Source organism: Salmonella sp. SAL04157, assembly GCF_046551635.1.
In the GTDB taxonomy this organism is placed as follows: Bacteria; Pseudomonadota; Gammaproteobacteria; order Enterobacterales; family Enterobacteriaceae; genus Salmonella; species Salmonella enterica.
In genome coordinates this window covers 1-13,609 of the sequence record NZ_JBGDVS010000013.1, presented here as the reverse complement: position 1 = coordinate 13,609, position 13,609 = coordinate 1, and the positions used below count along the sequence as shown (strand labels likewise).

Here is a 13,609-nt window from a genome sequence, read left to right as displayed (position 1 = left end):
AACATGACTGTAACGACTTTTTCCGAACTTGAACTCGACGAAAGCCTGCTGGATGCCCTCCAGGATAAAGGTTTCACTCGCCCGACCGCCATTCAGGCTGCCGCCATTCCGCCTGCGCTCGATGGCCGTGATGTACTCGGTTCTGCGCCGACAGGCACCGGTAAAACGGCGGCATATCTGCTGCCGGCGTTGCAGCACCTGCTCGACTTTCCGCGTAAAAAATCGGGGCCGCCGCGTATTCTGATCCTGACGCCAACCCGCGAACTGGCAATGCAGGTTGCCGATCACGCTCGTGAACTGGCTAAGCATACTCATCTGGATATCGCCACGATTACCGGCGGCGTGGCCTATATGAACCATGCTGAAGTGTTTAGCGAAAACCAGGATATCGTGGTCGCCACAACGGGCCGTCTGCTGCAATATATAAAAGAAGAGAACTTTGACTGCCGGGCGGTTGAAACACTGATCCTTGACGAAGCTGACCGGATGCTCGACATGGGCTTCGCTCAGGACATTGAACATATCGCTGGTGAGACCCGCTGGCGTAAACAGACGATGCTGTTCTCCGCCACGCTGGAAGGCGATGCGATTAAAGATTTTGCCGAGCGTCTGCTGGAAGACCCGGTTGAGGTTTCCGCCAATCCGTCAACCCGCGAGCGTAAGAAAATTCACCAGTGGTACTACCGTGCCGACAATTTCGAACATAAAGTTGCGCTGTTGAAGCACCTGCTAAAACAAGACGATGCAACCCGTTCTATCGTGTTTGTACGTAAACGTGAACGCGTCCATGAACTGGCTGAAACGCTGCGTCTGGCCGGGATCAACAATTGCTATCTTGAAGGCGAGATGGCGCAGATCAAACGTAACGAAGGTATTAAGCGTCTCACCGACGGTCGCGTTAACGTGCTGGTCGCGACCGACGTCGCGGCACGCGGGATTGATATTCCTGACGTTAGCCACGTCATTAACTTCGACATGCCGCGCAGTGGCGATACCTATCTGCATCGCATTGGTCGTACAGGCCGTGCGGGTCGCAAAGGCACTGCAATCTCGCTGGTAGAAGCCCACGACCATCTGTTGCTGCTGAAAATCGGTCGCTACATCGAAGAGCCGCTAAAAGCGCGCGTCATTGATGAGCTTCGCCCGACCACGCGTGCGCCCAGCGAAAAGCTGACCGGCAAACCGTCGAAAAAAGTGCTGGCGAAACGCGCCGAGAAGAAAAAAGAGAAAGAAAAAGAGAAGCCGCGTGTGAAGAAACGTCACCGCGATACAAAAAATATCGGTAAGCGCCGCAAGCCAAGCGGTACGAAAATGCAGGAGCAATCCAGCGAAGAGTGATGATACTGCCGGGTTCGTTAACCCGGCATTTTTTTATCTTCCACGGTAAAACACGCCTCCATACACTGCATAAATATCTGCATTGCCGGGCTGACCGCTTTCCCGGCATGATGGGCGCACAGCGCCATGATCGATAGCGACGGCGCGCCAAACGGCAGCTCTTTCAACTGACCGGTACTAAGTTCTCGTTCAACGGTAAAACGTGGTAAAAAGCTGATGCCCAGGTTAGCAGCCACACACTGTTTAATGCTTTCAATACTCCACAGTTCAATGGTGTTTTCCAGCGTAATCCGCCTCTGCCGTAGCGTACTTTCAAACAGCTGGCGGAAGACACATTGCGGTTCATTGATGATGAAGCTACAGGGAATATGCTGATCTGGCTGCGTAAAATCAGCATCCTGTAGCAGTGGAGAGGCCACCAGCGCCAGCGACTGCTCCCCCAGTTGCTGCATCGTGAGCGCATCATCATTACCTACGCGATAAAAAACGCCCAGATCGACCTCGTCATTCAGCAACGCATCACGTATTACATAGCAATTCAGCGACTGTAGCGACAATCTGACATTCGGCGCTCGCAGCTTAAATCGTTGTAAAACCTGCGGCATTTTGTACGCCAGTAAGGTTTCACCTGTCGCCACGCGCAGCTCTCCGCCGGGTTCCGCATCCTGTCTTGCGGCTTCACGAATCGACTCCATCACACGCGTCAGTTCATGGATATGCGGCATCAGCTTTTTCCCCTCATTGGTCAGGCACATTCGGCGCCCTATTTTCTCGAACAGTTGCAGGGAAAACTCACGTTCAAGCTGTTGAATATGAAAAGTTACCGTCGACTGAGTACAGCACAGCTTTTGCGAAGCCCGCAGAAACGAGCCCTCTTCCACTACCGTTTTCAGCGTAATAAACCGACGCAGATCCATAACCACCAACCTATCGAAAATCTCGAATTCAGAATTAAAAAACATTCATTTTTTTAAATATTTCATATCGGGTACTGTCTGCTAAAACAGAGGAGATGACAAGTGACACCGATGCTTTTAAGCGCTTTCTGGACTTATACATTAATCACCGCCCTTACCCCCGGCCCAAACAATATTCTCGCGCTTAGCGCAGCAACTGCACATGGTTTTCGGCAGAGTATTCGTGTACTGGCAGGTATGAGTCTGGGATTTTTGGTCGTCATGCTGCTGTGCGCCGGGATCGCGTTTTCCCTTGCGGTTATCGATCCGGCAATCATTCATTTACTCAGTTGGGTGGGGGCTGCGTATATCCTGTGGCTGGCGTGGAAAATTGCCACCAGTCCAGCGGCGGATGAAAACGCCAGACCAAAACCGGTTGGCTTTTGGGTAAGCTTTGGCCTGCAGTTTGTGAACGTCAAAATTATTCTGTACGGCATTACCGCTCTGTCTACATTTGTTTTACCGCAAACGCAGGCGCTGAACTGGGTCATCGGCGTCAGTATATTGCTGGCATTGATCGGCACGTTCGGTAATGTGTGTTGGGCGCTGGCGGGACATCTGTTTCAGCGGGCGTTTCGCCATTATGGTCGCCAGTTAAATATCATTCTGGCATTACTGCTGGTGTACTGCGCGGTGCGGATTTTTTACTGACCCAAATAAAATAAAAGCGGAAAAGGCCCGGCCTCTTCCGCTTGTTATTACCGGATAAGCCTTACAGGCTTTCGGTAAAGGTACGAGCGATAACGTCGCGCTGCTGTTCCGGCGTCAGGGAGTTAAAACGCACCGCATAACCAGAAACACGAATAGTCAGCTGCGGGTATTTTTCCGGATGCTTAACCGCGTCTTCCAGAGTTTCACGACGCAGAACGTTAACGTTCAGATGCTGACCGCCTTCAACGCGTACTTCCGGTTTAACTTCCATCGGAATTTCACGGTATTCAATCTCGCCCAGTTTGCTGACAGCCACGACTTCATCTTCAGCAAAGCCGGATTTTGCAACGATGCAGCGCGCTTCGCCTTTTTCGCTGTCCAGCAGCCAGAAGGAATTCAGCAGGTCGTCGTTAGCGGCTTTAGTAATCTGGATACCTGTAATCATGTGATGCCTCCCCAGGCAAAATTATTTGATTTCGGTCGGCCTAATCCCGGCCAATTGGTAAAACCATTGTTGCTTGAGTGTATATATACCCTTCGATCACCCTTCATTCTTTGATTTAAATCAATAAAAACCACACCATAAAAAGGGTGATGAAGGGAATTTATTGTTTTACATCAACTTACACCATTCAGACCTATAAACTTTTTACATAAATTTTCAACTATCTTTTGTAGGTAACCGTTTTTGTAGCACGCAGGATTTTGCACTGCAGAAAGAAGCAGTTAAGCTAAGGGAACTGGAAATTCGCAGGAGAGCGAGATGGCGACTGAGTTAACCTGGCACGATGTGCTGGCTGATGAGAAACAGCAACCTTACTTTATCAATACGCTTCACACTGTTGCTGGCGAGCGTCAGTCGGGTATCACGGTCTACCCGCCGCAAAAAGATGTGTTTAACGCCTTTCGCTTCACGGAACTGGGCGACGTTAAGGTGGTGATCCTGGGACAAGATCCTTACCACGGCCCCGGCCAAGCACATGGTCTGGCGTTTTCCGTGCGTCCTGGGATCGCTCCCCCGCCGTCATTAGTGAATATGTACAAAGAGCTGGAAGCCTCCATTCCCGGCTTTGTTCGCCCCGCGCACGGTTATCTGGAAAGCTGGGCGCGCCAGGGCGTACTGTTACTGAATACGGTGCTCACGGTACGGGCAGGCCAGGCGCACTCTCATGCCAGCCTGGGGTGGGAAACTTTTACGGATAAAGTGATAAGCCTGATTAACCAACACCGCGAAGGGGTCGTCTTCTTGCTGTGGGGCTCGCACGCCCAGAAGAAAGGCGCGATTATTGATCCACAGCGCCACCATATTCTGAAAGCTCCGCATCCCTCGCCACTCTCTGCGCACCGCGGATTTTTTGGCTGTAACCATTTTGCGCTAACGAACCAATGGCTGGAACAACACGGCGAGAAAACTATCGACTGGACGCCAGTATTACCGGCTGAGAGTGAATAACGTTGGCGACTCGCCGTTTTATCGCCCGGATAACGGCGCGAAAGCGCCTTGTCTGACCGGGCGGTAGGAAGTACATCATTGGCCCGGCGCGCGTTGCGTCACCGGGCTGCAGCCCTTACGCTTTATTCTGTCGCCACCACTCGGCGAGGAGTACGCCTGTCGCAACCGACACATTCAGGCTTTCCACGTTCCCGGTGCCGTTAATTTTCACGCACAGATCGCCGGGTTCGCGCGCCGCTTCCGGCAGGAAGTCATATTCACGGCCTAAGACCAGCACCATCTTTTCCGGCAGGGTCGTACTAAAGAGCGCCTGACCGCGATCGCTGGACGTCGTCACCACGGTGTACCCCGCCTGACGAAAATCATCCAGTACGTCAACAATGCTTTCACCAGTGATCGGCTGGACATGCTCCGCCCCGCCTTCCGCAGTACGAATCGCCGCGCCGGACTCCAGCAACGCCGCATCCTGTACCACCACGCCCTTCACGCCGAAGTGCGCGCAGCTACGCATCATGCCGCCCAGATTATGCGGGTTAGCGACATCTTCCAACGCCAGCACGCAGTCTTGATCCGCCGCCTGCTTTACCCATTGCTTAACGGTCGTACCGTTACGCTTTTTAATCAGGAAACACACGCCGCCGTGGTGCTCAGTCCCGGAAGCTTTTGCCAGTTCGGCTTCATCCACCACATGGTAGGCTTTACGATTCGCCGCCATCCAGCGCAGCGCCTCTTTAAAACGCGGGGTCACGCTTTGGATAAACCATGCGCGCACGATGGCGTCAGGACGGCTCTGGAATAGCGCCTGGCAGGCATTTTCGCCGTAGACGCGCGTCTCTTCCGCACGCTGGCGACGCAAAACTTCAGGGTCGATAAAACTTTTACCGCTAATACCACCATGATCGACTTTCTCAGGCGTTTCATCGCCTGGCGCACGGGACACGGTGCGCCACGGCGAAGTTTCATGTTTACGGTCACGGCTCTGATTATTTCGCTCATCACGGGCGGGGCGACGTCCACCGTCAGTGCGAGACTTTGCTGGGCGGCCTCCCCCTTTCCCGGTACGCGGGTTATGGGTGCGTTTATCAGAGTCATCATCACTACGGACATACATCACTTTGACTTTGCCGCTTTTGTTTTTTAATTCATCGTTCATGCTTTTCTCCACCAGCGCTGCGCGAAGCGCGAAGATTACCCGATGTGCATCCGGTTAGCCATGATTTCGTTTAAAAGCTTGCGACTATTGTACTCATTGAATAAAACACATTGTTGTTTAGCACAGACTCCTCGATAATATGTAACATTATAGAAACATCCCGCGCGTAGCGGGACGTCTTCCGACGTATTCAGAGGTTAGCTATGAACACCGTTTGTACCCATTGTCAGGCCATTAACCGCATCCCCGACGATCGGCTTCAGGACGCGGCAAAATGTGGACGCTGCGGTCATGAGTTGTTTGACGGAGAAGTCATTAATGCGACCGGCGAAACGCTGGACAAACTGTTGAAGGACGATCTTCCAGTGGTGATCGACTTTTGGGCACCCTGGTGCGGCCCTTGCCGTAACTTTGCACCAATCTTCGAGGATGTCGCAGAAGAGCGCAGCGGTAAAGTCCGTTTCGTCAAAGTAAATACCGAGGCGGAACGGGAACTCAGCGCCCGTTTCGGTATTCGCAGCATCCCGACGATTATGATTTTTAAACATGGACAGGTGGTCGATATGCTTAATGGCGCAGTGCCTAAAGCGCCTTTCGACAGCTGGCTGAACGAAGCGCTGTAAACGCCACGGGGCGCATCTTGTGCCCCGTTTTCACCTCTGCCACAATAGCGTTTTTCTCCGCAAACGCTTTCTATGACCAATAACGCTGTCCTTCAGTTACGCGCCGAACGGCTTGCGCGCGCTACACGCCCTTTTCTTGCCAGAGGCAATCGGGTTCGCCGCTGTCAACGCTGCCTGCTGCCGCTAAAATCTTGCCTGTGTGATACGTTAACGCCTTCTCAGGCGAAAAGCCGTTTTTGTCTGGTCATGTTTGACACTGAACCGATGAAACCCAGCAATACCGGCCGGCTGATAGCCGATATTTTGCCGGATACCGCGGCGTTTCAGTGGTCGCGTACCGAGCCGCCGCAGGCGTTGCTGGAGCTGGTACGGCATCCGGATTATCAGCCGATAGTGGTCTTTCCTGCGTCCTACGCCGGCGAAGCGCGCGAGGTCATTTCCACCCCGCCCGCCGGGAAACCGCCGCTGTTTATTATGCTGGACGGCACCTGGCCCGAAGCACGTAAAATGTTTCGTAAAAGCCCTTATCTGGATCATCTGCCGGTCATTTCCGTCGATTTATCGCGTCTTTCAGCTTATCGTCTGCGTGAAATCCATGCCGAAGGGCAATATTGTACCGCCGAAGTCGCCATAGCGTTGTTAGATCTGGCGGGAGATACCGAGGCGGCAACCAGTTTAGGTGAACATTTTACCCGTTTTAAAACGCGCTATCTGGCAGGAAAAACGCAACATCCGGGAAACGTCACAGCATAAAATAGCGAAAGCGTTTAAAATTATCCGGTCACTTCTGTGTAAGGGAAACCGGTATGAGCCAGCAAGGACTGGAAGCGCTACTGCGACCAAAATCGATCGCGGTGATTGGCGCATCAATGAAGCCCCACCGCGCGGGTTACCTGATGATGCGTAACTTGTTGGCGGGCGGATTCAATGGCCCCGTCCTTCCCGTGACGCCCGCCTGGAAAGCCGTTTTAGGCGTCATGGCCTGGCCGGATATCGCCAGTCTTCCTTTCACCCCCGATCTGGCTATTTTATGCACTAACGCCAGCCGTAACCTGGCGTTAGTGGACGCGCTTGGCGCGAAAGGGTGTAAAACGTGCATTATCCTTTCTGCTCCCACGTCGCAACATGAAGAACTTCTTGCCTGTGCCCGGCATTATAAAATGCGTCTGCTGGGTCCAAACAGTCTTGGGCTCCTCGCGCCGTGGCAAGGGCTGAATGCCAGCTTTTCTCCCGTCCCGATTAAACAGGGCAAGCTCGCTTTTATTTCCCAGTCTGCCGCCGTTTCCAATACTATTCTTGACTGGGCGCAACAGCGTGAAATGGGCTTTTCCTACTTTATCGCGCTGGGCGATAGCCTGGATATTGATGTCGATGAACTACTGGACTATCTGGCGCGCGATAGCAAGACCAGCGCAATTTTGCTCTATCTGGAACAGTTAAGCGACGCCCGCCGTTTTGTTTCCGCCGCCCGTAGCGCTTCACGTAACAAACCGATTCTGGTGATTAAAAGCGGCCGAAGCCCGGCAGCCCAGCGTTTACTTAATACCAGCGCGGGAATGGACCCTGCGTGGGATGCGGCCATCCAGCGCGCAGGCCTGCTGCGAGTCCAGGATACGCACGAGCTTTTTTCCGCCGTCGAAACACTAAGCCATATGCGTCCGCTACGCGGCGACAGACTGATGATCATCAGCAATGGCGCCGCGCCTGCCGCGCTGGCGTTAGATGAGTTGTGGTCGCGTAACGGCAAACTGGCGACGTTGAGCGAAGAGACCTGCCTGCAATTACGGCAGGCGCTTCCCGCGCACATTGATATTGCCAATCCGCTGGATCTGTGTGATGACGCCAGCAGCGAACATTACGTCAAAACGCTGGATATCCTGCTCGCCAGTCAGGATTTTGACGCGCTTATGGTTATCCACTCTCCCAGCGCTGCCGCGCCGGGTACGGAAAGCGCCCATGCCCTGATCGAGACGATTAAGCGCCACCCCAGAGGCAAGTTTGTTACGCTGCTGACAAACTGGTGCGGCGAGTTCTCGTCTCAGGAAGCAAGACGGCTATTCAGCGAAGCCGGATTACCAACCTACCGCACGCCGGAAGGCACGATTACCGCGTTTATGCATATGGTGGAATACCGGCGTAACCAGAAGCAACTGCGGGAAACGCCAGCGTTGCCGAGTAACCTGACGTCCAATACCGCTGAGGCGCATAATCTGTTACAGCGGGCGATTGCGGAAGGCGCCACCTCACTGGATACCCATGAAGTACAGCCGATTTTACACGCCTATGGGCTGCATACGCTCCCAACCTGGATTGCCAGCGACAGCGCTGAAGCGGTGCATATCGCCGAACAGATAGGCTATCCGGTAGCTCTCAAGCTGCGCTCGCCCGACATTCCGCATAAATCTGAAGTTCAGGGGGTCATGCTTTACCTGCGGACCGCAAGCGAGGTACAACAGGCCGCGAACGCCATTTTCGATCGTGTAAAGATGGCCTGGCCGCAGGCGCGGATTCACGGTTTGCTGGTACAAAGTATGGCTAACCGCGCCGGCGCGCAGGAGCTGCGTGTGGTGGTCGAGCACGATCCGGTGTTTGGTCCTTTGATTATGTTGGGTGAAGGCGGTGTAGAGTGGCGTCCGGAAGAGCAGGCGGTCGTCGCGCTGCCGCCGCTCAACATGAATCTGGCGCGCTATCTGGTAATTCAGGGCATTAAACAGCGGAAAATTCGCGCCCGTAGCGCGCTGCGTCCGCTGGATATTGTCGGTTTAAGCCAGCTGCTGGTCCAGGTTTCAAACCTGATTGTCGACTGTCCGGAAATTCAGCGTCTGGATATCCATCCGCTGCTGGCTTCCGCCAGTGAGTTTACCGCGCTGGATGTGACGCTGGATATTGCCCCGTTTGATGGCGATAACGAAAGTCGACTTGCGGTACGCCCCTATCCCCACCAGCTCGAAGAGTGGGTGGAGATGAAAAACGGCGATCGCTGCCTGTTCCGTCCGATCCTGCCGGAAGATGAGCCCCAACTGCGACAATTCATCGCCCAGGTCACCAAAGAGGATCTTTACTACCGTTATTTCAGCGAGATCAACGAATTCACCCATGAAGATTTAGCCAACATGACGCAGATCGACTACGATCGAGAAATGGCCTTTGTGGCCGTGAGGCGGATGGACAACGCTGAAGAGATCCTCGGCGTAACGCGCGCGATCTCCGATCCTGACAACGTAGATGCCGAATTTGCCGTATTGGTGCGTTCAGATCTCAAAGGGTTGGGTTTAGGACGCCGTTTAATGGAGAAATTGATTGCCTATACTCGCGATCACGGATTGAAGCGGCTGAACGGTATTACGATGCCGAACAATCGCGGCATGGTCGCGTTGGCCAGAAAACTGGGATTTCAGGTCGATATCCAGCTCGAAGAGGGCATCGTGGGATTGACGCTGAATCTGGCCAAATGTGATGAATCGTGAGTAATGTACTGGAAATGTTGACCACTTTAACGGGTACTGATGTTATTATTGCTCGCTTATGTCGTCTGCATAGCACAGAGGACCCTTCAATGAACAGAGAAGAAATGCACTGTGATGTTGTCAAAATTTAAGCGTAATAAACATCAACAACACCTTGCCCAACTCCCTAAGATTTCTCAGTCAGTTGATGATGTAGATTTCTTTTATACTCCTGCTACTTTTCGGGAGACACTGCTGGAGAAAATCGCCAGCGCGACGCAGCGTATTTGTATCGTTGCCCTGTATCTGGAACAGGACGATGGGGGTAAAGGTATACTCGACGCGCTCTATGCGGCTAAACGGCAGCGTCCTGAACTGGACGTGAGGGTGCTGGTCGACTGGCATCGCGCGCAACGCGGGCGCATTGGCGCAGCAGCCTCGAATACCAATGCAGACTGGTATTGCCGACTGGCGCAGGAAAACCCCGGCATTGATGTCCCGGTTTACGGCGTACCGATTAATACGCGAGAAGCGCTTGGCGTACTGCATTTTAAAGGCTTTATCATTGATGATAGCGTCCTGTACAGCGGCGCCAGCCTGAACGATGTCTATCTCCATCAGCATGACAAATATCGCTACGATCGCTACCAGCTGATTCGCAATCGGCAAATGGCAGACATCATGTTTGACTGGGTGACGCAAAATCTGATGAATGGCCGTGGTGTGAATCGTCTGGATAATACCCAGCGTCCGAAAAGCCCGGAGATTAAAAACGATATCCGCTTATACCGTCAGGAGCTGCGTGATGCGTCATATCATTTTCAGGGTGACGCTAATGACGAGCAACTCTCCGTTACGCCGCTGGTCGGGCTTGGCAAATCCAGTCTGCTGAACAAAACCATTTTCCATCTCATGCCCTGTGCGGAGCATAAGCTCACCATTTGTACCCCTTACTTCAATCTACCAGCGGTACTGGTGCGGAATATTATTCAGCTACTGCGCGACGGAAAGAAAGTCGAAATCATTGTTGGCGATAAAACCGCGAATGATTTTTACATTCCGGAAGATGAACCGTTCAAGATCATTGGCGCGTTACCCTATCTCTATGAGATTAACCTGCGCCGCTTCCTGAGCCGTTTACAGTATTACGTCAATACCGATCAGCTTGTGGTGCGTCTGTGGAAAGATGACGACAATACCTATCATTTGAAAGGGATGTGGGTAGATGATAAATGGATGCTACTCACCGGCAACAATCTGAATCCTCGCGCCTGGCGTCTGGATCTGGAAAACGCCATTCTGATCCACGATCCTAAGCAAGAGCTTGCCCCTCAGCGGGAAAAAGAGCTGGAACTTATCCGAACGCACACAACCATCGTAAAACATTATCGTGACCTGCAGAGCATTGCCGACTATCCGATAAAAGTGCGTAAATTGATTCGCCGTCTGCGCCGGATCCGCATCGACAGATTAATTAGCCGTATCCTGTAATCGAAGCCCCGTCCTGTACGGGGTTTTCTCTTAGGAGTGAACTGGTGCGCGTGTTGATTCCTTTTACGGTGTTGTTTCTCTCCGGGTGCAGCCATCTGGCTAACGACCGCTGGAGCGGTCAGGATAAAGCCCAGCATTTTATGGCATCAGCGATGCTATCGGCAGCCGGTAATGAGTATGCGCGTCGCCAGGGAGTAAGCCCTGACCGCAGCGCAGCGATAGGGCTGATGTTTTCTTTGAGTCTCGGAGCCTCAAAAGAACTCTGGGACAGCCGCCCGGAAGGCAGCGGCTGGAGCTGGAAAGATTTTGTCTGGGATGTCGCTGGCGCGACAACCGGTTACGCTATCTGGCAAATGGCGCAATACTAAAGGCGCAAGCCCTTTCCTTTACGGTGCAACATCAGCGAAACCAGGAAAGCCAGAACGGCCATCGCGGTAACATACCAGAAGAATGAACTCTCCATACCGACAGATTTTAGCGACAGCGCGACATATTCCGCAGAGCCGCCAAATAACGCGTTTGCTACCGCGTAAGATAAACCGACGCCCAGGGCGCGAACCTGCGCCGGAAACATCTCCGCTTTCAGGATCCCGCTAATCGAGGTATAGAAACTCACAATCAATAGCGCGCACATCACTAAAGCAAATGCGGCATAAGGCGACGTCACATTCTGCAACGCGGAGAGAATTGGAACGGTGAAAAGCGTCGCGAGCGCGCCAAAACATAGCATAGAAGTGCGCCTGCCAATCTTATCGGATAACGCGCCGAATAACGGCTGCACCAACATGAAAACACACAGCGCGACCGTCATAATGCCGCTGGCGACATTGGCATGCATACCTGCTGTATTTACCAGATATTTCTGCATATAGGTGGTGAAAGTATAAAAGCACAGCGAGCCTGCCGCGGTGAAACCAAGCACCATCAAAAAGGCTTTGCGATTACGCCACAAACCTTTCAACGAACCGGCTTCTTTTAACGCGCGAGTCTCATGCTTCGAGGTTTCATCCAGCTGGCGACGTAGCCATAATGCCACAACCGCCAGCACGGCGCCCAACGCAAAGGGAATACGCCATCCCCAGGCACGAAGCTCAGCATCCTCCAGAACCTGCTGCAAAATCACAACGACCAGCAATGCCAGTAGTTGGCCACCGATAAGCGTAACGTACTGAAACGAGGCGAAAAATCCCTTACGACCTTCAAGCGCAACTTCACTCATATATGTCGCGCTGGTCCCATACTCTCCCCCTACCGAGAGCCCCTGAAATAACCTTGCAATAAGTAGCAGCGCCGGTGCCCAGGTGCCGATGGTATCGTAACCAGGTAAGCAGGCAATCACCAGCGACCCCATGCACATCATGCACACCGAAATCAACATTGAGGCTTTGCGCCCGCGTCGATCGGCAATGCGTCCAAACAGCCAACCACCGATAGGTCGCATTAAAAAACCGGCGGCAAAGACGCCTGCCGTTTGCAAAAGCTGAGTGGTGGTATTACCAGAAGGAAAGAAGATATGTGCAAAATAGAGCGAGCAGAAAGAGTAGACGTAGAAATCAAACCATTCCACTAAGTTTCCGGAAGATGCCCCCACGATAGCCCATATGCGTCGCCGCATCTCCGGAGCCTCAGCGTTGTTTTTATCTATACGCTGAATAATTTCTGCCATACTGTTCTCCTTGTTGCCAGGCTTAATCGGCCTTTTATTTTGGAGATTCAGATTACGCGAGACCAAAAAGTAAATAAAGTGTTAATTATTTGTTTGCTAATTTTTATCCCCACCGTGCCTGATGCTGGCGTTTCCGTTTCAGATAGTCTTCGTCCTGACGAATTTTATCCCACCAACCTTTGAAAACCGTTGCCGCCGCGGCCTTAATAGGATCATTACCCCGTGTATTCAGGCTGCCGTCTTCTGCATACTTTTTACCGCCTTTATAGTTAGCGTATCGCCTGGCGCGGGTGTATCCCATCTGAATAAATTTACGCGCCATGTCCATACCAACGAAATCATCCTGCTGCCGGTAAGCTTCGAACAACTGGTAGATCTGCTCTGCGGATTTCATCGCCGATGCTTCATCTTTATAGCGCCAGAAAGGAAGAATTTCGCTTTTGTAGGGTTCAACCAGTAGCACCCCCTGCTCGCCTCGTCCAACCTGATACAATTCAGGCTGCTGGCGGAAGTCGATGCTGGAAAAGTCTTGCTGGTAGTTAAAAGGTTTGATAGCCAATGAAAATCCTCACTGCTTATATAAGCACGTGTAAAGGATAGTTCATCGTTAACGATTGGGTGGGTTGTGCTCTTATCGGTTCTACAAGAACACCAGCTTCGTAGGCGGGATAATTCCTGTGGGCCGAATAAGGCGGAGCCGCCATCCGGCAGAAACAGACAAAAACAAAAGGCCCTGTCTTCCGACAGGGCCCTTCGTTTTATTTGATGCCTGGCAGTTCCCTACTCTCGCATGGGGAGACCCCACACTACCATCGGCGCTACGGCGTTTCAC

Annotated in this window: 13 protein-coding genes; 8 read left to right on the top strand and 5 right to left on the bottom strand. The window is 52.6% G+C overall.

Going from position 1 to position 13,609, the window contains the following annotated elements; translation table 11 throughout:
- The first annotated feature begins 3 nt into the window (after positions 1-3).
- Entirely contained in the window at positions 4-1,338 is a 1,335-nt protein-coding gene (gene srmB, locus ACLJRE_RS20530) for an ATP-dependent RNA helicase SrmB (RefSeq protein ID WP_000219174.1), read from the top strand.
- Between the two features lie 17 nt (positions 1,339-1,355).
- Here srmB and ACLJRE_RS20525 read toward each other — a convergent pair whose 3' ends face one another.
- On the bottom strand, positions 1,356-2,255 hold the full coding sequence (locus tag ACLJRE_RS20525; protein ID WP_000365861.1) for a LysR family transcriptional regulator: 900 nt from the start codon (positions 2,253-2,255) through the stop codon (positions 1,356-1,358).
- Between the two features lie 102 nt (positions 2,256-2,357).
- Between ACLJRE_RS20525 and eamB the strand changes: the two genes are divergently transcribed.
- Positions 2,358-2,945 (top strand): cysteine/O-acetylserine transporter, encoded by a 588-nt coding sequence (eamB, locus tag ACLJRE_RS20520; protein ID WP_000188414.1) that lies wholly within the window; start codon positions 2,358-2,360, stop codon positions 2,943-2,945.
- A 61-nt stretch (positions 2,946-3,006) separates the two neighbouring features.
- On the opposite strand, the gene grcA is transcribed toward eamB, so the two are convergent.
- Positions 3,007-3,390 (bottom strand): autonomous glycyl radical cofactor GrcA, encoded by a 384-nt coding sequence (grcA, locus tag ACLJRE_RS20515; RefSeq protein WP_000627811.1) that lies wholly within the window; start codon positions 3,388-3,390, stop codon positions 3,007-3,009.
- A gap of 318 nt (positions 3,391-3,708) precedes the next feature.
- Here grcA and ung point away from each other — a divergent pair, with 318 nt between their 5' ends.
- Positions 3,709-4,398: a uracil-DNA glycosylase gene (gene ung / locus ACLJRE_RS20510; RefSeq protein WP_000179978.1), complete on the top strand. Its 690-nt coding sequence runs from the start codon at positions 3,709-3,711 to the stop codon at positions 4,396-4,398.
- Positions 4,399-4,513: 115 nt separating this feature from the next.
- Here the strand turns inward: ung and ACLJRE_RS20505 are convergent, their stop codons facing one another.
- Positions 4,514-5,551, bottom strand: coding sequence for a tRNA/rRNA methyltransferase (locus ACLJRE_RS20505; protein WP_000997366.1), 1,038 nt, complete (start codon positions 5,549-5,551; stop codon positions 4,514-4,516).
- Between the two features lie 203 nt (positions 5,552-5,754).
- Between ACLJRE_RS20505 and trxC the strand changes: the two genes are divergently transcribed.
- The 5 genes from trxC (at position 5,755) to ACLJRE_RS20480 (ending at position 11,479) form a co-directional block, all read left to right on the top strand.
- Positions 5,755-6,174, top strand: coding sequence for a thioredoxin TrxC (gene trxC / locus ACLJRE_RS20500; RefSeq protein WP_001098732.1), 420 nt, complete (start codon positions 5,755-5,757; stop codon positions 6,172-6,174).
- A gap of 72 nt (positions 6,175-6,246) precedes the next feature.
- The gene (gene tapT, locus ACLJRE_RS20495; RefSeq protein ID WP_000183647.1) at positions 6,247-6,927 is read left to right on the top strand and encodes a tRNA-uridine aminocarboxypropyltransferase; all 681 of its coding nucleotides are present in this window, start codon (positions 6,247-6,249) and stop codon (positions 6,925-6,927) included.
- Between the two features lie 53 nt (positions 6,928-6,980).
- Positions 6,981-9,641, top strand: coding sequence for a protein lysine acetyltransferase (gene pat / locus ACLJRE_RS20490; protein WP_000082660.1), 2,661 nt, complete (start codon positions 6,981-6,983; stop codon positions 9,639-9,641).
- A gap of 114 nt (positions 9,642-9,755) precedes the next feature.
- Positions 9,756-11,111 (top strand): CDP-diacylglycerol--serine O-phosphatidyltransferase, encoded by a 1,356-nt coding sequence (gene pssA, locus ACLJRE_RS20485; RefSeq protein ID WP_000949286.1) that lies wholly within the window; start codon positions 9,756-9,758, stop codon positions 11,109-11,111.
- A 44-nt stretch (positions 11,112-11,155) separates the two neighbouring features.
- Positions 11,156-11,479 carry a YfiM family lipoprotein gene (locus tag ACLJRE_RS20480; protein WP_001264480.1) on the top strand — a complete coding sequence of 108 codons (324 nt, stop codon included), beginning with the start codon at positions 11,156-11,158 and terminating at the stop codon, positions 11,477-11,479.
- On the opposite strand, the gene ACLJRE_RS20475 is transcribed toward ACLJRE_RS20480, so the two are convergent.
- Both ACLJRE_RS20475 and ACLJRE_RS20470 read right to left on the bottom strand, forming a co-directional pair.
- On the bottom strand, positions 11,476-12,777 hold the full coding sequence (locus ACLJRE_RS20475; RefSeq protein WP_000807818.1) for an MFS transporter: 1,302 nt from the start codon (positions 12,775-12,777) through the stop codon (positions 11,476-11,478). The two genes, ACLJRE_RS20480 and ACLJRE_RS20475, sit on opposite strands and share 4 nt — an antisense overlap.
- Positions 12,778-12,880: 103 nt before the next feature.
- The gene (locus ACLJRE_RS20470) at positions 12,881-13,336 is read right to left on the bottom strand and encodes a DUF4385 domain-containing protein (RefSeq protein WP_000985653.1); all 456 of its coding nucleotides are present in this window, start codon (positions 13,334-13,336) and stop codon (positions 12,881-12,883) included.
- Positions 13,337-13,609: the final 273 nt, after the last annotated feature.